Below are 21871 nucleotides of genomic sequence, written 5' to 3'. Positions count from 1 at the left end.
GGCCCCACCACATCAGCTACGCGGAAGGACGGCATGAGCATCACCCTGCCCGACGAGGCCCTCACCTGGCTCTCCGTGTGGCAGGACGTGCGCGGGCTGGTCCTGGCCGGTGACACGCACCTCACGCGCCGGCTCTCGGCCGCCGGGCACACCCTGTTCGCGCTGACCGACAACCCCGCCGTCCACGCGCGGCTCGCCGAGCTCACGCGGGTCACGCCGCTGCTGGCGCGGCCGGAGGCGGTGCCCACGGATCCGCTGCAGTTCGAAGTGGTCTTCGCGCACCAGAGCCTGCACCGCTACAACCTCGACCAGGCCCTCCCCCAACTCGCCCGTGTGCTGCGCAGCGGCGGATGCGTCAGCGCCTCCTACCTGGTGCGCGACGACTCGGTGCCCTGGGTGCGGCGGCTCGCCGCGCTGTTGCGCCGCTATGACCCCATGGCCATGAAGGGCGACTACGGCCACCAGAGCCTCGACGTGCTGGGCCGCTCCAAGTACTTCCCGGAGGTGGAGCGCCGCGCGTTCCGGATCTGGCAGGCCGTCAGCCGCGAAGACCTCATCGCCATGGTGCGCAGGCAGCCGCTGGCCGGCAACCTCGACCAGAGCCAGCTCGACACCCTCATCGGCCAGGTCATCGACCTGTTCGACGGAGCGGTACGCCCCGGCGAGAACCTGCGGCTGCCCTACCAACTGCTGTGCTGGCGCGCCTGGGTCAGCCACGAGGAACTGACCGGCCCCGTCGAATTACCGGATAGCGGCTTGGCCATCCCACTGTGATCTATGCGGTACTAGGCTGTTAGCTGCGAAAGGAGCATCCAATGCCCGCTGAGCCCCGCCACCCGTTGGTCGACATCAAGGACTCGCTCTCCGAGTTCGTCTCGAAGACGTCCGAGCTCGCCTCGGCCGAGATCAAGCCCGCCGCCAAAGCCGCAGGCGTGGGCGCCGGGTTCTTCGCCGGTGCCGCCGTCTTCGCCCTGCACGCCATCTGGATGCTCGTCATCCTGATCGCACTGGGCGTCGGTCTGCTTCTCAACGCACTCACCTCCATGGGGCCGTTCCCCGCGATCACGCTGGGTTTTCTGGTCAGCGTCCTGTTCTCGCTGCTCGTGGCCGCCGTGCTGTTCACGCTGGGCCGTGGCAAGTTCCGGGACGTCAAGATGCCGGAGGCCACCATCTCCGAGGCCCGTATGACGCTCGACGCGGTGGTCGACGCCGTCGCCTCCCGCACGAAGGACACCGACGTCGTGATCCGCTCCGACGACCTCCCCCAATTCCGCGACGCAGACCTCGAGAAGTCGTTCGGCCGGCCGTAGTACCTTGTCTCCCATGATCAAGTGGGAATACTTCGTCGCGCCCGTCCTGTCGCATGTCGCTCAGCAGCTGCTCAACAACTTCGGCTCGGATGGCTGGGAACTGATCCAGCTCGCCCCCGGCCCCAACCCGGACACGCTCGTCGGCTACTTCAAGCGGCCCATCCAGGACGCCTGATGCCCGCCTCCGAGCGCTTGGCTGAACTCGGCGTCGAACTGCCGCCGGTAGCCGCTCCCGTCGCTGCCTACGTACCGGCCACCCGGGTGGGCAACCAGATCTGGACCTCCGGCCAACTGCCGTTCGTCGACGGTGAGCTCGTCGCCGTCGGGAAAGTGGGGGGCCCGGTGTCGCCCGGCGACGCCGCTGCGGCAGCCCGCACCGCGGCCCTCAACGCCGTTGCGGCCGCCGCCGACATCGCCGGTGGCGTCGACAACATCCGCCGCGTGCTGAAGGTGGTGGTCTTCGTGGCCAGCGAGCCCGGCTTCACGGCGCAGCCCGCCGTCGCCAACGGCGCCTCGAACCTGCTCGGTGACATCTTCGGCGAGTCCGGCGTCCACGTGCGCAGCGCGGTGGGCGTGGCGGTGCTCCCGCTGGATTCGGCCGTGGAGGTCGAACTCGTCGTCGAGGTCTGAGGTGGACCAGCCGGCGATCATCAACGAGACGCTCGCCGAGGCCTACCCCGACGCTCGGTGCGAGCTGGATTTCCGCACCCCGTTCGAGCTGCTCGTCGCCACGGTGTTGTCGGCGCAGTCGACGGACCGCCGGGTCAACGCGGTGACCGCAGACCTCTTCCGACGCTTCCCCGACGCCACGGCGCTCGCGGAGGCGGACAGGGAAGAGGTTGAGGTCATCATCGGACCTGTCGGGTTCTACCGGAACAAGACCACCGCCATCATCGGGCTGAGCCGGCGCATCGTCGATGAATTCGACGGCGAGGTGCCGGGCACACTCGACGAACTCGTCTCGCTGCCGGGAGTGGGGCGCAAGACCGCCAATGTGGTGCTGGGCAACGCGTTCGGCGTGCCCGGTGTCACCCCAGACACCCACCTCATCCGCCTGGCCAACCGCTTCGGCTGGGTCGACAGCACCAAGCCGGACGATGTGGAGCGCTCCGTCGGGGCCCTGTTCCCTCCGGAGGAATGGGTGATGCTCTGTCACCGCGTGATCTGGCACGGCCGACGGTGTTGCCATGCCCGGCGCCCGGCCTGCGGGGCCTGCCCCGTTGCCGAATGGTGCCCCAGCCGCGACATCGGCGAACAGGATCCCGCCAAGGCCGCCCAGCTCATCCGGGAGCCCAGGAACTGACGGCGCACCGCCGGTGGCGTCGGGCTGAGGCCGCGGCGTCGTGGGGTAATCTCGCAGCACGATGAGGATCAGGTCTGCCATCGCCGCGCTCAGCGCGGCTCTGTTGCTCGCCGCGTGCACGCCCGGCCAGAGCACCACCCCCGCCGCGCCCGCCACGCCGCCGCCGGATCTCGCGGCGCTGCGTGTCGAGTACGGGCTGCCTGACTGCCCGGACACGGATCCGGCCGCCGAGCAGATCGACGGCGGGCTCCCCCACACCCAACTGACCTGCCTGGGCAGCGACAAGGCGGTCAACCTGGCCGGTCTGGAGCGCACGCCCACCATCATCAACGTGTGGGCCCAGTGGTGCGGCCCCTGCCGCGAGGAGGCGCCCTTCCTCCGTGAGGGCCTTGCCGAACTCGACGGCGTCGCCTTCCTCGGAGTCGACTACAACGACCCCCTCCCCGATTGGGCCATCGAGTTCGCCGGCCTCGTCGGCTGGTTCTACCCCCACGTGACGGACCAGGACAAGACGCTGCAGGTGCCTCTCAAGATTCCCGGCATCCCGTCGACCTACTTCATCGACGCCGACGGGAAGATCGCCGGGGTCCACGCCGGGCCGATCGAATCCACCGAGCAGTTGAAGGACATGGCCGCCCGGTACCTGGGGGTGTCATGAGCGACGAGCGCGTCTTCGGCCGTCTCCGCGGCGCGCTCGCGCAACCCCAGGCGGCCCGCCACATCGGGATCGACCGCACGCCCCGCGGCGAACGCTCAGCAGCCGTGCTGGCCCTGTTCACGGACGACGGCGACCCGTCGCTGACCTTCATCACCCGGGCCACCACCATGCGCCGGCACGCCGGGCAGATCGCGCTGCCGGGGGGCGCCGTCGACGACACGGACGTCGACCGTGCGGACACCGCGCTCAGGGAGGCGCGCGAGGAGATCGGGCTCGACCCGACGCAGGTCACGGTGTTAGGACAATTGCCGGCGCTGTGGGTGCCGGCATCGCGCTACGACGTCACCACCGTGGTGGGCGCGTGGCCGGGTGGGGACGAGCTCAGCGTCGTGGACCCACGCGAGGTGGCTGAGGTGCACCACTTCCGGGTTTCGGAACTGGCGGCCCCGGAGACACGCGTGATGGGACGCCACCCCAGCGGGTTCATGGGCCCGTCGTTCGTGGTGGGAGACCAGTTCATCTGGGGCCTCACCGGGCACCTCGTTGACTGGGTTCTGGACCTGGCCGGATGGGCACTTCCGTGGGAAAGGGGCCGGGTGGCAGACGTGCCCGCGCGTTTTCTGCGGGACTGACTGATGGGTGTGGAAGCGGCGGGTGGACTGATCCACCCGCCGCTTCTGTCCAGTGCTTCAGTGGTGGTCCACCGGCACGACAGTGAAGCCTGTGCCGTTGGTGTAGTTGACGAGCACGTCGAACCACGAGTCGATGTCGGGCCGCTGTCTCAGCAGTGCTCGACGCTCACGTTCGGTCATTCCCCCCCAGACACCCCATTCAATCCGGTTGTCGAGCGCCTCCGCGAGACACTCAGATCGGACCGGGCATCCGACGCAGACTGAACGAGCCCGTTTCTGATCTTTACCTTCTGGAAAGAGTGCGTCCGCCATGTCCCGGCATTTGGCCTGGAGCGTCCATTCACTAACCTCGGCGAGCGACATCAGCTGCCCTCCCTTGCGCAGTTTCGTCCTATGCATCGACCGTAGCGCATGTCATGGCGTTTGCAACAGGGGGGTTCAGGTTACCGCCCATGCCAGCGGCCATTGAAACGTCTGACAAAGGGGTTTTGGACCCCCTCACGTAGAATGCGCCGTATGAAGTCTGCCTCCCTGGGCCAGAAGGGCTATTCCCTCCTGATGTTCTTCGCGGTATCACTCCTGTCGGGCCTCCTGCTCGCAGGGCTGGCCGTGCCTATGACCGCTCTCGCCGGCAACGGCGTGAAGATGGCTGCCGAATCGCTGGAGCAGTTGCCGGCCGAGTTCGAGACCCCGCCGCAGTCCGAGCGATCCCGCGTCCTGATGGGCGACGGCAAGGTGCTGGCCACGTTCTTCGACGAGAACCGCATCTACGTGCCGCTCGAGGACATCTCGCTGTTCATGCAGCAGGCGCAGATCGCCATCGAGGACCACCGCTTCTACGAACACGGCGCGATCGACTTCCAAGGCTTCGGCCGCGCGGCCGTGAAGACGCTGACCGGCGACACCCAGGGCGCGTCGACGCTGACCCAGCAGTACGTGAAACTCGTGCGCGTGGAGACCGCGTCGATGAACAACGACCAGGAAGGCGTCCGCAAGGCCACCGAGGTGTCCCTCGAGCGCAAAATCGTGGAGATGCGCTACGCCATGGCCGTCGAGGAGAAGCTCACCAAGGACGAGATCCTTGAGCGCTACCTCAACATCGCCTACTACGGCGACGGCGCCTACGGCGTGGAGGCCGCGGCCCAGCACTACTTCCAGGTCTCAGCCAAGGACCTGGACCTGGCACAGTCGGCGATGCTGGCCGGCCTGGTCCAGAACCCCGTGCAGACCAACCCCACCAAATACACCCAGCGCGCCATCAACCGCCGCGACACCGTGCTGAACCGCATGGCCGAGCTCAAGCTCGTCACCAAGGCGGAGGCCGCCGCCGCCAAGGAGACGACGTTCGATCCGTCGAAGATCAAGCGCCTCCCCAACGGCTGCGTGGCCTCTCAGTTCCCCTTCCTGTGTGACTACGTGCAGCGCACGCTGATGAAGATGCCGAGCATGGGCGAGACGGAGGAAGAGCGCCGCAACATGCTGAACCGCGGGGGGCTCACCATCCACACGCTGATCGACGCGGAGGCCCAGCTGGCCGCAGAAGCGGCGGTCGCCTCCCAGATCGCACCGCTCGACCCCGTCTGGGGTTCCTCGGTGCTGGTTCAGCCCAGCACCGGACTGATCGTGGCGATGGCCCAGTCGCGCCCCAAGATGGGACCGGACGAGGCCGTGGGCGAGACGTTCAAGAACATCAACGTCGAAGGCTCCATGGGTGGCATCGAAGGCTTCCAGGCGGGCTCCACGTTCAAGGCCTTCACCATGGCCGCCGCGCTGGACCTGGGGATGACACCGGACCAGAAGTACGACGCCCCCAAGGAACTCGAGATCGACGGCGAGACCTTCACCAACTGTGAGGGCCCGTTCAAGACCCGTGCAGACCGCCCCGTCAGCAACTACGACAGGGGCTACGGCACCATCGACATGCGCAAGGCCGCGGAGTCGTCGGTCAACACGTACTTCATGCAGCTCATCCAGGCCGTGGGCATCTGTAACACCACGACGATGGCCGAGAAGGTGGGCGTGAAGCTCGCCAACGGTGACCCCATGAGCACACAGGCCTCGTTCCCGTCGTTCACGCTGGGCACCGCCTACATCACGCCGCTGTCCATGGCCGAGGCCTACGCCACGTTCGCCAACCGCGGCATCCACTGCACCCCCATCATCCTGCAGTCGGTCACGACCAAGGAGGGCAAGAAGCTCGAGGTGCCCTCGGCCAACTGTGAGCAGGTCATCCGGCCGGAGATCGCCGACGGCGTCAACTACCTGCTCCAAGGCGTGGCCATGAACGGCACCGGTCGCCGGGCGGCGCTGCGCGACGGTCGCGACGAGGCAGGCAAGACCGGTACCACCAACGAGAACAAGGCGGTCTGGTACGCCGGCTACACCCCGGAGATGGCGGGCGTCGCCATGATCGGCGTCGACACCGCCAACACGTGGTGGAAGACCCACACGCAGACGGTCAAGGGCACCATGCCCGCCAGCGGCACGTACCTGGAGGGATCCGGTGGCGGCGACGCGGGCCAGATCTGGAAGGCCGCTATGACCTCGGCACTCGCGGACAAGCCCAAGACGAAGTTCACCGAGCCCACCAAGACCATCCTCGAGGGCCAGCTGGTGCCGGTGCCCGATGTGAAGGGCATGGGCTACAACGAGGCCAAGGAGACCATCGAAGCGGCCGGCTTCACCACCCGCACCCAGCGGGAGTACTCGAGCCGTCGCAAGGGCGCCTTCCTCGGCATCACGCCCTCTGACCAGGCCGTGAAGTTCTCCACCATCACGCTGCGGGTCTCAGCCGGTCCGGAGCCCGCGCCGAAGCCTGCGCCGGAGCCCGTGGTCACTGAGCCCGCGGCGACGGCCCCCGCTGCCCCCGCTGCGCCCGCCGCTCCTCCGGCCACACCTCCCGGTCAGCAGCCGGGTGGCCCTCCGGGCCAGGGCGGGGACGACGACGACTGATGCGCGCCGCCACCAAGATCCTCGGCGGGCTGGCCGGCCTGGGCGCCGCCTGCTTCGGCTGGGGCCTCGTCGAGCGGAGCCTGTACACCGTGCGCCGGGTGCAGCTCGACGTGCTGCCGAAGAGCTCCAGAGAGCTCCGCGTGCTTCACGTGTCGGACTTCCATCTCATGGACTCCCAGCGCGGGAAGCAGGAGTTCATCGCCGCCCTGGCCGGGCTGGAGCCGGACCTCGTGGTCAGCACCGGCGACAACATCTCTCAAGCCAGGGCCATCCCTGCCCTGATGGCGTCGCTGGAGCCCCTGCGCGGCATCCCCGGCGTGTTCGTCTTCGGGTCCAATGACTACTTCGCGCCACAGTTCCGCAACCCGCTGAGGTACCTCACACACGGGTCGTCGAACGGCCACGCGCAGCCGGAGCCCCGCCCGCTACCCACAGCGGAGCTCGCCGACCGTCTCGAGGAGCTGGGCTGGGTGAACCTCACCCAGGGCCGCACCGTGCTCGAGGTCGCGGGGCAGCGGCTGGCCTTCCGGGGCACGGACGACGCCCACCTGCGCCGCGACGATTACCCCGCCGTCGGCGGGCCTCCGGAGCCCGGCGCGGCGCTCAACATCGGCGTGACCCACGCCCCGTACCTGAGGCTGCTGGACGCCATGACCGCGGACGGCATGGACCTGATCTTCGCCGGCCACACCCACGGCGGCCAGGTCTGCGTGCCGGGCTACGGCGCGCTGATCACCAACTGCGACCTCGACGCGGCCCGCGTCAAGGGCCTGTCCACCCACACCTCCGCGGGCCACACCGCGCACCTCCACGTGTCCGCGGGATTGGGCACCTCCCCGTTCGCGCCGTACCGGTTCGCATGCCGCCCAGAGGTGACGCTGCTCACTCTGGTTCCCCGGCCGGATACGGACTGACGCTCGCTGTCCCGTGGGGAACAGTGAATTCGCACCCGGGCCCGCCGTGCGCTAATCTGTTCCTTGGCTCAAAGAGCCATCGGGGTGTGGCGCAGCTTGGTAGCGCGCGTCGTTCGGGACGACGAGGCCGCAGGTTCAAATCCTGTCACCCCGACCATGTGATGTCTCAGGACATCGGAATAGCCTGAACCCTCTGGTTTCAGGCTTTTCTGGTTCCCCGGGGCTGGTGGTCCGCCCCGGCCCGCAGAGGGCCTCAGTAGGTTTCGAGCTTGCCCTGATCGTCGTTGCAGACGAGGCCCACTCCGGTGGGCAGTTCCAACCCGGTGAGCTCCGCGCAGTCCGGCGTCGCCTGGAGCACCGTCAGGAGATGCCACTGGTGCGTCTCGCCGTCCTCTCCCCAGATCGCCTGGCCACCACCACAGTCCGTGCTGATCGTGCCGAGGATGAAGCCGTCCGGGTGCTTGCTCATCACGCTGAGGCCCAGCACGGTGCAGCCGTCCGTACCGGCGGAGGTCATCGCGTTCTCCGCGTAGTCGCGGAACGTCGGTGACGCCTCCTCCAGCAGGTCGAGCTGCGAGTAGGCGACATTGTGGATGTGGTGGTCCTCCCACCCGTTGGTGGGCTGGAAGCCCGGACCGGCCGCAGCCGACTGCACCGACGTGAGCTCGCTGGTGCGCACCGCCGCCCGCGACATGGCCTCTTCCGCCTCCGCGACGGCGTCAGCCTGCTTCTCGGCGGCCACCACTTCGGCCGGCAGCTCGTCAGCGGCGGCGTCCTCGGCGACGCCGAACCTGGGAGCCAACTGCCTGGCCGAGACGGCCGACGACACCATGGAATCCGGGGCGCACGCCGGCAACAGCAACAGCGCCGCGGCCGGGGCCGCGAACCAGGCAGCCCTCATCAGAAGTCCCGCGCCGAACCGTCGTCGCCCAGGCAGCGCAGGCCCGGAGCCCCAGCGGGGATGCCGTTGTACGCGAGGTCCGCACAGGGCACGGGGTCAGCGAACTGGACGATGTAATGCCACTGGTTGTCCGCGATGCCCCACACCACTTCACCGCCCGCACAGTTGGACTCTTCAGTGCCGTAGGCGAAGCCGTCGGAGTGGATGCCGTGGAGGATGACCTCCTCGGTGACGCAACCGGTCTCGTCCTCGACGCCGACGCGGCTGGTGAGGAAAGCGCGCAGCGACTCCGGGAGTTCGGTGGCCTTGATGATGTCGGCGCCCGAGCGCAGCGTCAGGTCCAGTTCCATCCAGGGACCGCCCTCCTGCGGGGGCTGTTCAACCGGGGACAGGCTCGTCGTCGACTCTGCGGTGGGAGGCGGGGCCGACTCGCTGGCCGACGCGGATTCACTGGGCGAAGCTGACTCCGACGCCACGATCTCCGTCTCCGCCGTGGACGGTGGTTCAGTGGCGCCGGGCGTGGTCATGTCAACCGCAGGCGCCGTGGGGGACGGCGCGGCCGGTTCGGGGGAACACCCGCTCAGTGCAGCTGCACACGCGAGCACGCCCGTCAGGATAACTGCCGTTCGCACCCCAGCACTGTAGCAGCGTGAGACAAAGTCCCATCAAGTAGCAATGAATGAAAATGTCTGGCTATGGTGGAAATGGAAGCGCTCAACGGAGATGCGTGATTCCACCGCAACGAAGGGGTCCCATGACAACCGCCACCCAAGTTCACCGGAAAACACGAGCCGACCTCCCCGCCACGGGCGAGGCACCCACCCACCCGAAGCTGGTGGCATGGCTCGATGAAGTTGTCGAGCTGTGCAAGCCCGACGCCATCCACTACTGCGATGGTTCCGACGCGGAGTACGACCACCTGGTCCGCGTCCTCGAAGAGGCGGGCACCGTCATCCGCCTCAACGACGAGAAGCTACCCAACTCGATCTACGCCCGCACGGACCCGGACGACGTGGCCCGCGTCGAGGACCAGACGTTCATCTGCTCCGAGGACGAGCGCAACGCCGGCCCCACCAACAACTGGATGGCCCCGGCCGAGATGAAGCGCGTCATGAAGGGCCTCTACGACGGCTGCATGCGCGGGCGCACCCTGTACGTCATCCCGTTCTGCATGGGCCACATCGAGGCCGACGACCCGAAGTTCGGCGTCGAGGTCTCCGACTCCGCCTACGTGGCGTTGTCGATGCGGATCATGACCAGGATGGGCGCTGAGCCGCTCAAGGCGATGACGGACACCCAGGCCGACTTCGTCCCCTGCCTCCACTCGGTGGGCCTGCCGCTCGAGGAGGGCGAGCAGGACGTGCCGTGGCCCTGCTCGGAGACCAAGTACATCGTCCACTTCCCCGACGAGCGGATGATCTGGTCCTACGGCTCCGGCTACGGCGGCAACTCCCTGCTGGGCAAGAAGTGCTACTCGCTGCGCATCGCCTCCGTCATGGCGCGCGACGAGGGCTGGATGGCCGAGCACATGTTGATCCTGCGCCTCATCTCCCCGGAGGGCCGCAAGTACCACATCGCGGCCGCGTTCCCGTCGGCCTGCGGCAAGACCAACCTGGCCATGCTCGAGCCGACGGTCCCCGGCTGGAAGGTCGAAACCCTGGGCGACGACATCGCCTGGCTCCGCTTCGGTGAGGACGGCCGGCTGTACGCCACCAACCCGGAGACCGGCTTCTTCGGCGTGGCGCCCGGCACCAGCTACGAGACCAACCCCAACGCCATGCGCACCATCGCCAAGGGCAACTCCATCTTCACCAACGTCGGCCTCACCGCCGACGGCGACGTGTGGTGGGAGGGCATGACCAAGGAGAAGCCCGAGAACCTCACGGACTGGAAGGGCCGCCCGTGGAGCGGCTCGACCGGCCCCCAGGGCGGCCGCAAGGACGAGAAGGCGGCACACCCCAACAGCCGCTTCTGCACCCCCATCGAGCAGTGCCCCATCCTCGCCGACGACTACCACAACCCGCAGGGGGTGCCCATCGACGCCATCGTGTTCGGCGGGCGTCGGGAGAACACCATCCCGCTGGTGACGCAGTCGCGCAACTGGAAGCACGGCGTCTTCATGGGCGCCACCTGCTCCTCGGAGACCACAGCCGCAGCGAAGGGCGCCGTCGGCGTGCTGCGCCGCGACCCCATGGCGATGCTGCCCTTCATCGGCTACCACGTGGCCGATTACGTGCAGCACTGGATCAACATCGGCAAGAAGGCCGACGAATCCAAGCTGCCGAAGGTGTTCTACGTCAACTGGTTCCGCCGCGACGAGGACGGCCGCTTCATGTGGCCCGGGTTCGGCGAGAACTCCCGCGTGCTGAAGTGGATCGCGGAGCGCGTCGACGGCAAGGCCGACGCCGTGGAGACCCCCACCGGCTTCGTCCCCACCAAGGAGTCGCTCGACGTCGAGGGCCTCGACATCTCCGACGAGGACCTCGAGGCCGTGATCAGCTACCGTCCGCAGGAATGGCACGACGAGGTCCCGCGCATCGGCCGCTGGTTCGACACCTTCGGTTGGCGGCTGCCGCGCGAGTTGGTCGACGAGCTGCGCCACCTTGAGGTCGCCGTCGGGCGCGCCCCCAGCTCGATGTGGTGATGACCCTCCCCCGACCGGCCGACTGAACGCAATCGCCGGCATCGCCCTTCGAGGCGGTGCCGGCGATCGTCGTGCGGGGGGATCAACGAACGAGCTCAAGCCCGTCTGCCACCTTCTGGTCCAGCGGCGACCAGTCGGTGACCGGGTTGTTCTTCAGGGACAGGAAGGTCAGGTTCTCCAGAACCGCAAACGGGGAGACGTCGGTGATCTGGTTGTCATCCAAATTGATCCCCGACAGCAGTGGCAGCTCCGTGACGAACGAGGCGTCGGTCAGGCCCGCGTTCATCGCCATGAACGTCTCAAGACGATCGAGGTCGGTCACGTCGGAGGCCTTCAAGCCGGTCACCGGGGCATCGGGGCCGCCGATGAGCAGATGCTCGAGCCCGCGGAGCGCGTTCAGGTCGGACAGGTCGGCCAGCGGGACCTGGTACAGGTTGAGGCTCGTCAACGTCGACAGCGAGGCCAGGGGATCCAACGAGAGGGCCCCGGCGATGTAGCGCCGTCCCTGGATGTCGAGTTCCGCGAGGTTCCTGGCCACCTCGATGCCCCCGAGGTCCTGGACGGTATATCCGTTGGCGGTGATGCACTCCAGGGTGATCAGCGCCTCGACCTCCGAGCGCACGATCTGATCGTGCCCCGTCTGCGCGCGGACGCAGTCGGTCAGGGAGCGGTCGGCGAAGGTGACCTCGTCCGCCGGCTGGGTCGGCTCGGGCGACGCGGTGACGGTGGGGATTCCGATCGGCACCTCTGCCACCGGGCGGTCGTCGGTGAAGCGGACGATGTTGTTGAAGACCCACTGGTCCTGCCAGCCGTAGACGCCGGCGGCACGCTCCCCCGCGGTCTGGGTGACGACGGTTGCCATGGCGTAGGAACGGCACCCCCGGCGCCCGGTCCGCTCGTTGTCGCACTCGGTCCACCACTCGCGGCCGTCCGCGGCCGTCCAGTTGCCCGGGTTGGCCAGCGGGTTGGAGCCCCAGAGCTTCCGGGACGCGGGGAGGTAGGTGAGGTTGTTGAAGGCCCAGCCCGTCGTGCGCGTGAACGTGCGCTTCGCCCCGTCGAGATGCGCGTAGGTGATCACGGTGGCCTTGATCTCCGTGCGGCACCGGGTGGTCCGGGAATACGGCTCGCAAGCGGTGCGCCATTCCCGCCCGTTGACGAGATGGGTGCCCTCGGTGGTGTAGACATCGACCTCCGCATGCGCAGGCCCGGCGGGCGCCAGGAGGGCCGGTGTGGCGGCGAGCACCACGACGAGCAGTAGCTTGAACCAGGAACGCATGGCCTCCCCCAACCAAGGCGCCACCCTGACGCTCAGAACGACGCTAACAGAGCCGTCGCCGCCGCGTTGCGCGGCCCCGCATAGCCTGGGTCCATGCAGCGTTTCACGTGGCTCATCGTCCTCATCGCCGGTCTGGCGTTCGCCTTCAGCATCGAGGGCTGGAAGGTGACGCCCTTCAGCGCCCTGCTGGCCGTGTGCGTGATCCTCCTCGCGTGGTGGATGAGCCCGTTCTCCGGCGGCCGCACCAAGCGGCACGCCGACGTCATGGCGTTGCCGCCGGAGCAGCGCCGCGTCGTGGCCTACTGGCGGCCCGGCTGCATCTACTGCCAGCGCCTCCGGGGCGGCCTCGGGAGTGATGCCAAGAAGGTCACGTGGATCAACATCTGGCAGGACCCGGACGCGGCGGCATTCGTCCGCAGCGTCAACAACGGCGACGAGACCGTCCCCACCGTCGTGATCGGCGGCGAGGTGCTGGTCAACCCTGATCCGCGTGAGGTTAGCGCCGCCCTCTGAGCAGGCCTCGCGGCGCTGGTCGCCGACGGCTCCCCGGATCTCACCCGCCGTCGACCGTGGTGCTGCCAGGGAGGAACTCCCACTGGAACACGTGCTTCTCGAACGGCGACTCCCGCTGCGTGACGGCCCGGTGCACGACGATGTCCCCGATCCTGGTGAAGACGTCGGGAGTGCCGTAGACGCTGATGGGGCCCAGATAGTCGCCCTCGTTGTGCGGGATGTCACCGATCGAGATGATCTCGAGGTCGTCCGGCACCCGCAGGCCCATCGACAAGGCCATCCCGCGGAGGATGCCCGCGAACAGGCCGTTCGTGCAGATCACCGCCGTCGGGCGCGACTCCAACAGCTCCCGGCAGGCGCGGGCGATGGCGTCGCGCTGGAAGCCTGCCCGGTGGATCAGCGGCTCGTCACCGAACTCCGCCGCGGCCCCCCGGAAACCCACCAGCCGGGTGGGGCCCGGGCGGCGGTCTTCGCTACCGAAGATCGAGAGGAAGTGCACCTCGTCGTGGCGTGCCCTCAGCCGCCGGTAGGCAGCCGCTGTCGGCCCCACCGCCGAGGAACTGATCACGTCGAACCCGTCCGGCTCGGCCTCGGTGGAGAACACCACCAGGTTGGCACCGTGCTCGACCAGGTCCAGGGTGCGGGCCAGGCCGCCCTGCTGGAAGTCGACGGACGTGAGGAAGGCGACACCGGGGGTGTAGCCCTGCAGGAACTCGTACCAGGTCTCATCGACGAGGGTCAGCGTGGAGAAGCCCTGCGGCAGGGCCCGGCGCTGCACCTCGATGGCCACCTGCGCCGCCCACGGATCCTCCGGGCTGCCGAGGCCGAGGACGACGGTGCTGGTGTAGCCCCGGCGCATCGCCTGGGCGAACCTGTTGGGGACGTAGCCGAGCTCCGACGCGGCGGCCTCGATCCGCTCGACCGTCTCCGGGGACGCAGGCTTGCTGCGCCCCGCGCGACGACCCGACAACACGAAGGAGGCGGTGGCGGTGGAGACACCGGCGGCGCGCGCGACGTCGACGAGCCGCGCACGCTTGACGTTCGGCTCGTTCAGACTGCCGGGACTCACTCCTGCCATCTGTCAAAGTATCGGACCAGTTCAGGGTCCAGCGGGGGCACCGTCATCGGCGCGCCACCCGAACGGATGGATTCGGCACCCATGCACGCGACCGCGACGGCCTGTCGGGCCGCGACCGTGGACACCTCGGTGGCCCCGCCGTCGCGCACGAAGCGGAGAAACTCCGCCACCAGCGAGGGATCTGCCCCGCCGTGCCCGCCGTCACCCCGGTCGATGACCTCGACGTGGTCAGGGGTGCGCGCGCCCGAACGGCGCGATGTCCAGATGTTGATCTGGTCACCGCCGGAGTCGCCGATGTTCTCGATGCGGCCCGCGTCACCGATCACGGTGTAGTTGCGCCAGTAGTCGGGGGTGAAATGGCACTGCTGGTAGGTGGCCAGCACGCCGTTGTCGAGACGCAGGTTCAGCAGCGAGATGTCCTCCACGTCGACGACGGGGTTGAGTTCCTTCTGCGCAGTGGGGGGCCAGTTGTCCTGCGAGTACCAGTCCCACATCAGCCGGTCCGAGTTGTCGCGCCGGTCGGTGATGTCGCCGTAGACCATGAGGTCGCCCATGCCGGAGACCTCGGCGGTGTAGCCGCCTGCCAACCAGTGGATGACGTCGAGGTCGTGGGCCCCCTTCTGCAGAAGCAGGGTGTTGACCAGCGAGCGGTCCGCGTGCCAGTCCTTGAAGTAGAAGTCGCCGCCGGCGCCCACGAAGTGGCGGCACCACACGGAGCGGACCCGGCCGATGGTGCCGGCGTCGATCAGTGCCTTCATCTGGCGCACCACGGGCATGTGCCGCATGTTGTGGCCCACGTACAGCTTGGTGCCCGAGTCACGGGCGGCCGTGAGGATGGCGTCGGCATCCGGGATGGAGATGGCGAGCGGCTTCTCGCAGAACGTCGGCAGCCCGGCCGCGAGGGTGCGCAGCGTGATGTCCTTGTGCGTGTAATCCGGGCTCACCACCATCACCGCGTCCAGGCCATGGGCGAGGAACTCATCCATCGAGGTGTAGGCGGCGCATTCCGGGCCCACCTTCTCGGCAGCGTCGCGGTGGGCGCGTTCCGCCGGGTCCAGTACCGCGACGATCCGCGAACCCTCCCCCGGCCGATGCGCGTGCAGGGCGACCGAGCGGCGCAGGCCGAAGCCGACCACGCCGATCCTGAGGTCTTCCATCATTCTCCTTCGTTGATTTCCAAGAGTTCATCGAGGATGGGCCCGGCGGCCAGGCTGAGTCCGCCGCCCTCTCCATCGGTGGTCACCAGGGTGACCGGGGTGGTGCCCGCGCCGAGCAGCGGAGCGGGGACGTAGAGCGTCTGCTGCGGGCCGATCCGCCAGTAGCGGCCGAGCATCTCGGGCCCGGCGAACGCGAAACCGCGCGTCTGTGCGCGCGTGTCCAGGAAGGCGTCCAACCCGCCGTCGCTCGCGACGTCGAACTGGGTCACGAGCAACCCGGCGCCCTCAGCCGGCAGCCCTCCCGCGACGGCGGCGAGGATCTCGTCGCCGAGCAGGTCGAGCGGGAGGGGCCACGCCTCCCAGCCCATGATGTAGTGCGTGCCGAACCAGGCGCCGCGGAGCAGCCCCTTGCGGTCGCCCAGCAGCGGGCCGAAGTTGATGCGGCCCTGGGATTCCACCAGCACCTCGAGGGTGTGGGTGCCGTGCTCAAGATCCACCTGCAGCGCCTGCGGGGCACCCTCGTCGCGCTCCACGATGCCGAGGCGCACACCGTCGACGAACACGACGGCGCGGTCCCGCAGCCCGTGGAGCCGCAGCGTGTGCAGCCCGGGGCGGAACTCGCCGCCGGGGTGGTCGAACGAGGCGCGCAACAGGAGGAGTCCGCGCTCCAGGCCGAGTTCCTCGAACGAGGGCGGGAAGGGCGTCGGACCCTCATGGGCCTGCAGCCCCGAGACCCGGGACACGGCCGCGGCGGACAACTCGCGCAGCGCGTCGAGCGTCAGCACGCCGCGCGCCCGCTCGGGCAGTTCCGTCTCCGGCAGCGACGCGGGGTCTCGCACCAGGTCAGCGGGTACCTCGGGCAGCTCCACGTAGCGGCCGATCACCTCGCGGTAGGCGTCGAACTTGTCCGTCAGCCGCCCGTTCTCCGCGATGGGTGCGTCGTAGTCGTAGCTGGTGATGGTGGGCTGCAGCCCGTCGTGGAAGTTGCAGCCGCTCCACAGCCCGAAGTTGGTGCCCCCGTGGGCCATGTAGAAGTTGGCGCTCATGCCGCGGCTGAGCATGTCGTCGAGTTCCTGCGCCACCTCGGAGGCCGGCCGCACGTGGTGGCGCTCGCCCCAGTGGTCGAACCACCCGTTCCAGAACTCCATGCACATGGGCGGGGAATCCGGGAACTCGCTGACGGAGAACTCGTGGAACTGGACGGCCCGGGAGCCGAAGTTGATCGTGGGCAGCACGCCGTCGACGGTGCCCGCCTGTGTGTAGACGCGCGCGGGTCCGTCGCTGGTGACCAGCGGGACCGTGACGCCGCGGCGCAGCAGGCCGTCGCGTACGTGCGCCAGGTACTGCCGGTCGTCGCCGTAGCTGCCGTATTCGTTCTCGACCTGCACCATGATCACGCGGCCGCCGTCGGGGTACTGGCGCTGCACGATGTGCGGCAGCAGCGTGTCGAACCATGCGTCGACCGCAGTGAGGTAGCGCTCGTCCATGCAGCGCAGGCGGATGGCGGGGTCGCGCAGCAACCAACCGGGAAAGCCGCCGCCCTCCCATTCGGCGCAGACGTAGGGGCCGGGGCGCACGATGATGTCCAGGTCCGCCTCAGCCGCCAGGTCGAGGAACCGGCCCAGATCCCGCGCACCGTCGAAATCGACGACTCCCGGGGCCGGGGCGTGGAAGTTCCACGGCACGTAGGTCTCGACCGCGTTGGCGCCCATGGCGCGGAGCCGGCGCAACCTGTCGGCCCAGTGGCCGGGATGGATGCGGCTGTAGTGGAAGGCACCCGAGACGACGAGGTGCTCACGGCCGTCACGGAGGAAGTGCTGGCCCTGATGGGTGAACATGAAAGACGGCTCCAAGGAAGAGGGGGTGCGGGCTGGGACGGAGGCGGCCTCCGCCCCAGCCCACGCGTGTGACGGTCAGTTGCCGCGGTGCTCGAGGTTCATGAGCGTCAGGACGGCGTCGGCGGGCAGGGTTGCGTTGGGTGCGTAGTCGTCCTCACCGGGGACCGGGAAGTTGGTCCAGTTGGTGCCGTTGATGACGGCCTTCCAGCCGGCGGTGGCGGTGGCGATGAACGGGGCCTCGTCGATCAGGATCTCCTGGGCGCGGATCGACAGTTCGTTGGCGCGGTCCTGATCCGTGCCGGGCTCGATGCCTGCCAGTTCCTTGACGATCGCGTTGTATTCGTCGTTCTGCCAGCGGCCGTAGTTGAGGATCGCCTGCTCGCCGAGCGGGAAGTAGGTCTCCTCGCCGAGCGAGTTCCACACCTCGTACGGCGTCGAGCCGCCCACCGGGGAGCCGGAGAGCATGCCGAAGTTGCCGGTGGTGCTGGCCTCGGAGAACGGGGCGTCGGCCATCTGGTTCACAGCCACCTCGAGGCCGAGGTTCTCGCGCCACTGGTCGGCCATGATCGTGCCGGTGCGCACCCACTCGTCGTAGGGCTGGTACACGTCGTAGCGCAGGTCGAAGGACTCGCCAGCAGCGTTGACGAGCTTGCCGCCCTCAACCTTCCAGCCGCCCTCTGCGAGCTGCGCCTTGGCGTACTCGGGGTCGTAGACGTGCTCCGAGTCGTCGGCCAGCTGGTCCGCGTAGACGGTGGAGTCGATGCCGGAGGATGCAGGGACGCCGTAGCCCACGGCCACCACCTCGGCAGCGGTCTCCAGGTCGACGGCGGCGCGCAGCGCGCGGCGCACGTGGACGTCGTCGTAGGGAGCCTGCTCCACGTTGAACGTCAGGCCGTCGGAGGTGCCCACGGGGTAGAAGCCGTAGAAGTTGTGCTCTGGATCGAGTTCCACGAACTCCTTCTGGGCGTTGGCCCAGCCGAACGTGCCGAACTCGACCTGCCCGGAGATGATCTGGCTCTTCTGTGCGTCGCCGGTGACGGCGTGCATCGCCACCTGGTCGACGCCCTTGGACTCGCCGCCCCACCAGTCGTCGCGGATGTCGAAGACGATCTGCTGCGGCGAGAACCGCGCCACCGTGGCGGGGCCGGTGCCGACGGGCTCCGGGTTGGTCCACGTGCGGACGTCCTGCTCCTCCCACACGTGCTGGGGGACGATGCGGCGGGTGGCGAACCCGATGAGGTCCTGGTAGGCCTGCTCCTCGTACTTCACCACGACGGTGGTCTCATCCGGCGCCTCGACGGCGGTGAACGGGTAGGCGGCCGGGGTTTCGCCCGACAGCACCAGGTCCCAGGTGAACTTCACGTCGTCGGCCGTGAACTTCTCGCCGTCGGACCAGGTCACGTCGTCGCGGATCTTGAAGGTCAGTTCGGTGCCGTCGTCGTTGAATTCCCAGCTCTCGGCCAGGTAGGGCAGCATCTCGCCCGCGGAGGTGCGGTTGACGCGGATGAGCGGCTCGTAGATGTAGGCGGTACCCGGGGTCACGGTGACGCCCGTCGGGGAGAACAGGTTGAAGTTCTGGTTCCAGGTGGTGCCGCCCCAGCCCACCTGTTGCAGGATGCGTGGTTCGGTGTTGGCTCCACCGTTGGAGTCCCCCTCGCCGCGGTCTGTGGAGCATGCGCCCAAGGTGAGCGCCAGGGCCGCCACAATCGCCCCGGTCAGTGTCTTATTCAGCATGTGACATCACTTTCTGGTTCGTGTCGCTGGATTGGTCGTAGAGCCAGCACTTGACGTCTTGGCCATTGACGTCGAAGAGAGGCGGTTTGGCTTCGCAGACCGGCATGACCCGAGGGCAGCGGGGGCTGAACCGGCAGCCACGAATGCTGATGGACGGATCGGCGGGTTCGTCGATCCGCAGTTCCTCGCTGAAATCGGTGTTCTTCACCCGTGAGGGGTCCGGTGCTGATTCCAGGAGAAGCCTGGTGTAGGGATGCTTCGGCGACGCCACGACCTCCTCGGTGGGGCCCGCCTCCACGAGTTCACCGGAGTACATGACGCACATCCGGTCTGAGACGTAACGCGCGCTGGCGATGTCGTGGGTGATGTAGAGGATGGTGACCCCGCGCTCCTTCCGGATCTGGTCCAGGAGGTTGAGCACGTCGAGACGGATGGAGACATCCAGCATCGAGGTGGGCTCGTCGGCCAGCAGGATGTCCGGCTCGACGGCGAGCGCGCGGGCGATCGAGATGCGTTGACGCTGACCGCCGGACAGGGAGGTCGGGTAGCGGTCGATGTAGTCCGCAGCGGGGGTGAGCGCCACCAGCTCGAGGAGTTCCAGGATCTTCGCCTCCACCTCCTGCGCGTTGAGCGAGCGGTGGTGGATGCGGATGGTGCGCCCGAGGATGTGGCGGATGGTCTTGAGCGAGTTCAGGGAGGCGAACGGGTCCTGGTAGACCAGTTGCACGTTCTTGTAGTACTCGCGGCGGTTGAGCCGCCCCGTGACGGGCTGGCCGCGGAACCGGATCTCACCCTCGTGGGGGGTGTAGATCCGGGCCAGTGCGCGGGCCAGTGTCGTCTTGCCTGAGCCGGATTCCCCCACCAGGGCGACGATCTCGCCCCGGTGCAGTTCCAGGCTGACCTTGTTGCAGGCCCGCACGTCGACCTTCTGGCCGTGCGCGTCGCGGCCGGCGAAGATGATCGACAGTTGGTCTGCGGCCAGCACCACCTCGGCGGGATCGGTGCTCATGCGGACGCCTCCTCGAGGGCGGGGGCGGCAGGGAGGATCCCGCCGGAAAATTCGGCGGCCCGCACATGGCAGGCGACCACGGACCGGTCCGTCGGGACGAGTTCGGGCCGTTCGACCGCGCAGAGGCCGCGGGCCTCCTCGCAGCGCGGACGGAAGGAGCACCCGGAGGGCAGCTTGCGCAGGTCCGGGGGCGAGCCCGGGATGCCGTGGCGTTCGCGGCGCGGTTCCGTCAGGGACGGGAAGGCGTTGCGGAGGCCCTGGGTGTAGGGGTGTTGTGGGTCCTCCGCGATCTGGCGGGCGGCTCCGATCTCGACGATCCGGCCGCCGTACATGATGGCGATCCGGTCCGCCATCTCCAGCAGGAGGGACAGGTCGTGCGTGACGAAGATGACTGCGAAGCCGAGCCGGTGCTGGAGACGCAGGATCTGGTTGAGGATCTGGCGCTGCATCACCACGTCGACGGCTGTGGTCGGCTCGTCCATCACGATCAGGTCCGGGTCGCAGGCCAGCGCAAGCGCGATGAGGGCGCGCTGGCGCATGCCCCCGGAGAGTTCGTGGGCGAACTTGCCCATCGCCTGAGGGGCGATGCCCACCATGCCGAGCAGTTCGGCGGTGCGCTCCTTGATCTGCTGCCTGCTGAGGGAGCGGTCGTGGGCGTGCAGGGCGTCGGCGAACTGGTCCTGGAGCCGGGTGACGGGGTTGAGGCAGGCCATGGCTGACTGCATCACGAGCGAGATGTCGGACCAACGGAACGTGCGCAGGATCTTCTCTGGCGCGGAAACCAGGTCAATGCCGGCAGGGTGCTTGTCGTCGTAGAATCGCACCGAGCCCTTGGGCGTGACCGCGGGCGGCTGCTGCAGACGGGTGACGGCGTTGAGCAGGGTTGACTTGCCGGAGGCGGATTCACCGGCGATGCCGAGGATCTCCCCGCGCTTCAGCGTAAAGCCGATGTCGGCGCACGCCTTGACGTTCTCCCCATCGGTGAGGCCGAGGTAGACGACGTCGAGGTCCTCGACCTCGAGCAGCGTGGCTGGGGTGGTGGTCATGCGGTCACCTCCGAAGTGCGGCGGGCGTGCACCCGGCTGTTGAACCTGCGGGTGCGGGCGGCCAGGGTGGCGTTGAGCTTGGGGTTGGTGACCTCGTCGAGGCCGAAGTTGATCATGGCCGTGGCGAAACCGATCAGCGCGATGCAGAGGCCGGGCGGCAGGAAGTACCACCACTGCCCGCGCAGGATGGCGCCGGAGCCCTGGGCCTGCGCGATCATGGTGCCCCACGTGATGCCGGAGGTGTCGCCGAGGCCGAGGAAAGCCAGGGAGGACTCGGCGAAGATGCCGCCGACGAGGGCGCCGAGGAACATCGAGGAGATGATGCCGCCCAGGTGCGGGATGACCTCGACGACGATGATGCGCCAGGTCGACTCACCCGAGGTGCGCAGCGCTGACGTGAAGTCGCGGCTCCGGAGGCTGAGCGTCTGCGCGCGGATGGAGCGCGCACCGCCCGGCCAGCCGAGCAGGCCGATGACCAGCGCGATCAGCAGGTAGCCGGCGTTCTGCACATAACCGGCGATGATGAACAGCAGCGCGAAGCCCGGCAGCGTCATCAGCACGTTGATGATGGCGTTGATGGTGCGGTCCGTGTTGCCGCCGATGTAGCCCGACGCCGTGCCCACCAGCACGGCCATCACGGTGGCGATGGTGCCGGAGAGCGCACCGACGACCACGGAGCCACGAGCCCCGATCACCAGTTGAGCGAGCACGTCCTGGCCGGTGTTGTTGGTGCCCAGCCAGTGCTCCGCACCGGGTGGCGCGGCGATGGCCTGGTAGTCCACGGCCCGGGGATTGATCCGGAGCACGTACTCGACGAACCACGGGCCGAGGATCGCCACCAGGATGAAGAACGCGAGGACGGCGAGACCGACGACGACCCTCTTGTTGCGCAGTAGTCGCTTCATC

General features: G+C 68.3%; 22 protein-coding genes and 1 tRNA gene. 12 read left to right on the top strand and 11 right to left on the bottom strand.

The annotated features are described in order from the left end of the window. The first annotated feature begins 33 nt into the window (after window positions 1-33). The 7 genes from C3E87_RS11515 to C3E87_RS11485 all read left to right on the top strand — a co-directional run bounded on the left by C3E87_RS11515 (window position 34) and on the right by C3E87_RS11485 (window position 3903). On the top strand, window positions 34-774 hold the full coding sequence (locus C3E87_RS11515; RefSeq protein WP_076062996.1) for a class I SAM-dependent methyltransferase: 741 nt from the start codon (window positions 34-36) through the stop codon (window positions 772-774). A 41-nt stretch (window positions 775-815) separates the two neighbouring features. Then, a complete protein-coding gene (locus tag C3E87_RS11510) occupies window positions 816-1310 on the top strand; it encodes a phage holin family protein (RefSeq protein WP_076062993.1) in 495 nt (164 codons plus the stop codon). A gap of 13 nt (window positions 1311-1323) precedes the next feature. Then, complete coding sequence (locus tag C3E87_RS11505; protein WP_198928302.1) at window positions 1324-1485, top strand: hypothetical protein; 162 nt, start codon at window positions 1324-1326, stop codon at window positions 1483-1485. Then, window positions 1485-1940, top strand: coding sequence for a RidA family protein (locus C3E87_RS11500; protein WP_076062990.1), 456 nt, complete (start codon window positions 1485-1487; stop codon window positions 1938-1940). Before C3E87_RS11505 ends, C3E87_RS11500 begins: the two co-directional genes overlap by 1 nt. A 19-nt stretch (window positions 1941-1959) precedes the next feature. After that, window positions 1960-2613, top strand: a complete 654-nt coding sequence (gene nth / locus C3E87_RS11495; RefSeq protein WP_198928304.1) for an endonuclease III — start codon at window positions 1960-1962, stop codon at window positions 2611-2613. Window positions 2614-2674: 61 nt separating this feature from the next. Continuing rightward, window positions 2675-3271, top strand: a complete 597-nt coding sequence (locus tag C3E87_RS11490; RefSeq protein WP_083665615.1) for a TlpA disulfide reductase family protein — start codon at window positions 2675-2677, stop codon at window positions 3269-3271. Further along, complete coding sequence (locus C3E87_RS11485) at window positions 3268-3903, top strand: CoA pyrophosphatase (RefSeq protein ID WP_083665614.1); 636 nt, start codon at window positions 3268-3270, stop codon at window positions 3901-3903. The genes C3E87_RS11490 and C3E87_RS11485 overlap by 4 nt, the downstream gene beginning before the upstream one ends. Window positions 3904-3960: 57 nt before the next feature. On the opposite strand, the gene C3E87_RS11480 is transcribed toward C3E87_RS11485, so the two are convergent. Next, complete coding sequence (locus C3E87_RS11480) at window positions 3961-4266, bottom strand: WhiB family transcriptional regulator (RefSeq protein ID WP_076062986.1); 306 nt, start codon at window positions 4264-4266, stop codon at window positions 3961-3963. A 153-nt stretch (window positions 4267-4419) separates the two neighbouring features. Here C3E87_RS11480 and C3E87_RS11475 point away from each other — a divergent pair, with 153 nt between their 5' ends. The 3 genes from C3E87_RS11475 to C3E87_RS11465 all read left to right on the top strand — a co-directional run bounded on the left by C3E87_RS11475 (window position 4420) and on the right by C3E87_RS11465 (window position 7926). Then, window positions 4420-6855 (top strand): transglycosylase domain-containing protein, encoded by a 2436-nt coding sequence (locus C3E87_RS11475; RefSeq protein WP_076062984.1) that lies wholly within the window; start codon window positions 4420-4422, stop codon window positions 6853-6855. Continuing rightward, window positions 6855-7769 carry a metallophosphoesterase gene (locus C3E87_RS11470; RefSeq protein WP_076062982.1) on the top strand — a complete coding sequence of 305 codons (915 nt, stop codon included), beginning with the start codon at window positions 6855-6857 and terminating at the stop codon, window positions 7767-7769. Before C3E87_RS11475 ends, C3E87_RS11470 begins: the two co-directional genes overlap by 1 nt. An 80-nt stretch (window positions 7770-7849) precedes the next feature. Next, window positions 7850-7926 (top strand) — tRNA-Pro (locus C3E87_RS11465). Window positions 7927-8022: 96 nt separating this feature from the next. On the opposite strand, the gene C3E87_RS11460 is transcribed toward C3E87_RS11465, so the two are convergent. Further along, window positions 8023-8670, bottom strand: coding sequence for a hypothetical protein (locus tag C3E87_RS11460; protein ID WP_076062979.1), 648 nt, complete (start codon window positions 8668-8670; stop codon window positions 8023-8025). Continuing rightward, a complete protein-coding gene (locus tag C3E87_RS11455; RefSeq protein WP_143571013.1) occupies window positions 8670-9302 on the bottom strand; it encodes a hypothetical protein in 633 nt (210 codons plus the stop codon). Before C3E87_RS11455 ends, C3E87_RS11460 begins: the two co-directional genes overlap by 1 nt. A gap of 122 nt (window positions 9303-9424) precedes the next feature. Here C3E87_RS11455 and C3E87_RS11450 point away from each other — a divergent pair, with 122 nt between their 5' ends. After that, window positions 9425-11314, top strand: a complete 1890-nt coding sequence (locus C3E87_RS11450; protein ID WP_076062974.1) for a phosphoenolpyruvate carboxykinase (GTP) — start codon at window positions 9425-9427, stop codon at window positions 11312-11314. 82 nt (window positions 11315-11396) lie between these two features. On the opposite strand, the gene C3E87_RS11445 is transcribed toward C3E87_RS11450, so the two are convergent. After that, a complete protein-coding gene (locus C3E87_RS11445; RefSeq protein ID WP_076062971.1) occupies window positions 11397-12590 on the bottom strand; it encodes a leucine-rich repeat domain-containing protein in 1194 nt (397 codons plus the stop codon). 93 nt (window positions 12591-12683) lie between these two features. Here C3E87_RS11445 and C3E87_RS11440 point away from each other — a divergent pair, with 93 nt between their 5' ends. Beyond that, window positions 12684-13103 (top strand): glutaredoxin domain-containing protein, encoded by a 420-nt coding sequence (locus C3E87_RS11440; protein ID WP_076062969.1) that lies wholly within the window; start codon window positions 12684-12686, stop codon window positions 13101-13103. Between the two features lie 40 nt (window positions 13104-13143). Here C3E87_RS11440 and C3E87_RS11435 read toward each other — a convergent pair whose 3' ends face one another. The 7 genes from C3E87_RS11435 to C3E87_RS11405 form a co-directional block, all read right to left on the bottom strand. Beyond that, window positions 13144-14181, bottom strand: coding sequence for a LacI family DNA-binding transcriptional regulator (locus tag C3E87_RS11435; protein WP_076062965.1), 1038 nt, complete (start codon window positions 14179-14181; stop codon window positions 13144-13146). Further along, window positions 14169-15341: a Gfo/Idh/MocA family protein gene (locus tag C3E87_RS11430; RefSeq protein WP_238974201.1), complete on the bottom strand. Its 1173-nt coding sequence runs from the start codon at window positions 15339-15341 to the stop codon at window positions 14169-14171. Before C3E87_RS11430 ends, C3E87_RS11435 begins: the two co-directional genes overlap by 13 nt. Beyond that, window positions 15338-17176, bottom strand: a complete 1839-nt coding sequence (locus C3E87_RS11425) for a beta-galactosidase family protein (RefSeq protein WP_076062959.1) — start codon at window positions 17174-17176, stop codon at window positions 15338-15340. Before C3E87_RS11425 ends, C3E87_RS11430 begins: the two co-directional genes overlap by 4 nt. A gap of 75 nt (window positions 17177-17251) precedes the next feature. Then, window positions 17252-18910, bottom strand: coding sequence for an ABC transporter substrate-binding protein (locus C3E87_RS11420; protein WP_083665613.1), 1659 nt, complete (start codon window positions 18908-18910; stop codon window positions 17252-17254). After that, window positions 18900-19919, bottom strand: coding sequence for an ABC transporter ATP-binding protein (locus C3E87_RS11415; RefSeq protein ID WP_076062952.1), 1020 nt, complete (start codon window positions 19917-19919; stop codon window positions 18900-18902). Before C3E87_RS11415 ends, C3E87_RS11420 begins: the two co-directional genes overlap by 11 nt. Then, on the bottom strand, window positions 19916-20965 hold the full coding sequence (locus C3E87_RS11410) for an ABC transporter ATP-binding protein (RefSeq protein WP_076062950.1): 1050 nt from the start codon (window positions 20963-20965) through the stop codon (window positions 19916-19918). The genes C3E87_RS11415 and C3E87_RS11410 overlap by 4 nt, the downstream gene beginning before the upstream one ends. Next, window positions 20962-21870, bottom strand: coding sequence for an ABC transporter permease (locus C3E87_RS11405; RefSeq protein ID WP_076062948.1), 909 nt, complete (start codon window positions 21868-21870; stop codon window positions 20962-20964). The genes C3E87_RS11410 and C3E87_RS11405 overlap by 4 nt, the downstream gene beginning before the upstream one ends. Window position 21871: the final 1 nt, after the last annotated feature.

This window comes from Tessaracoccus sp. ZS01, assembly GCF_022342445.1.
Lineage (GTDB): Bacteria > Actinomycetota > Actinomycetes > Propionibacteriales > Propionibacteriaceae > Arachnia.
Note: the sequence above shows the minus strand (reverse complement) of the source record. Positions and strands in the feature narration are given on the sequence as shown.

What these genes read in the sequence shown, in the direction of transcription:
- C3E87_RS11515 (WP_076062996.1), top strand. Translation starts at nt 34, where the DNA reads ATGAGCATCACCCTGCCCGACGAGGCCCTCACCTGGCTCTCCGTGTGG.
- C3E87_RS11510 (WP_076062993.1), top strand. Translation starts at nt 816, where the DNA reads ATGCCCGCTGAGCCCCGCCACCCGTTGGTCGACATCAAGGACTCGCTC.
- C3E87_RS11505 (WP_198928302.1), top strand. Translation starts at nt 1,324, where the DNA reads ATGATCAAGTGGGAATACTTCGTCGCGCCCGTCCTGTCGCATGTCGCT.
- C3E87_RS11500 (WP_076062990.1), top strand. Translation starts at nt 1,485, where the DNA reads ATGCCCGCCTCCGAGCGCTTGGCTGAACTCGGCGTCGAACTGCCGCCG.
- C3E87_RS11490 (WP_083665615.1), top strand. Translation starts at nt 2,675, where the DNA reads ATGAGGATCAGGTCTGCCATCGCCGCGCTCAGCGCGGCTCTGTTGCTC.
- C3E87_RS11485 (WP_083665614.1), top strand. Translation starts at nt 3,268, where the DNA reads ATGAGCGACGAGCGCGTCTTCGGCCGTCTCCGCGGCGCGCTCGCGCAA.
- C3E87_RS11480 (WP_076062986.1), bottom strand. Translation starts at nt 4,266, where the DNA reads ATGTCGCTCGCCGAGGTTAGTGAATGGACGCTCCAGGCCAAATGCCGG.
- C3E87_RS11475 (WP_076062984.1), top strand. Translation starts at nt 4,420, where the DNA reads ATGAAGTCTGCCTCCCTGGGCCAGAAGGGCTATTCCCTCCTGATGTTC.
- C3E87_RS11470 (WP_076062982.1), top strand. Translation starts at nt 6,855, where the DNA reads ATGCGCGCCGCCACCAAGATCCTCGGCGGGCTGGCCGGCCTGGGCGCC.
- C3E87_RS11460 (WP_076062979.1), bottom strand. Translation starts at nt 8,670, where the DNA reads ATGAGGGCTGCCTGGTTCGCGGCCCCGGCCGCGGCGCTGTTGCTGTTG.
- C3E87_RS11450 (WP_076062974.1), top strand. Translation starts at nt 9,425, where the DNA reads ATGACAACCGCCACCCAAGTTCACCGGAAAACACGAGCCGACCTCCCC.
- C3E87_RS11445 (WP_076062971.1), bottom strand. Translation starts at nt 12,590, where the DNA reads ATGCGTTCCTGGTTCAAGCTACTGCTCGTCGTGGTGCTCGCCGCCACA.
- C3E87_RS11440 (WP_076062969.1), top strand. Translation starts at nt 12,684, where the DNA reads ATGCAGCGTTTCACGTGGCTCATCGTCCTCATCGCCGGTCTGGCGTTC.
- C3E87_RS11435 (WP_076062965.1), bottom strand. Translation starts at nt 14,181, where the DNA reads ATGGCAGGAGTGAGTCCCGGCAGTCTGAACGAGCCGAACGTCAAGCGT.
- C3E87_RS11430 (WP_238974201.1), bottom strand. Translation starts at nt 15,341, where the DNA reads ATGATGGAAGACCTCAGGATCGGCGTGGTCGGCTTCGGCCTGCGCCGC.
- C3E87_RS11425 (WP_076062959.1), bottom strand. Translation starts at nt 17,176, where the DNA reads ATGTTCACCCATCAGGGCCAGCACTTCCTCCGTGACGGCCGTGAGCAC.
- C3E87_RS11420 (WP_083665613.1), bottom strand. Translation starts at nt 18,910, where the DNA reads ATGCTGAATAAGACACTGACCGGGGCGATTGTGGCGGCCCTGGCGCTC.
- C3E87_RS11415 (WP_076062952.1), bottom strand. Translation starts at nt 19,919, where the DNA reads ATGAGCACCGATCCCGCCGAGGTGGTGCTGGCCGCAGACCAACTGTCG.
- C3E87_RS11410 (WP_076062950.1), bottom strand. Translation starts at nt 20,965, where the DNA reads ATGACCACCACCCCAGCCACGCTGCTCGAGGTCGAGGACCTCGACGTC.
- C3E87_RS11405 (WP_076062948.1), bottom strand. Translation starts at nt 21,870, where the DNA reads ATGAAGCGACTACTGCGCAACAAGAGGGTCGTCGTCGGTCTCGCCGTC.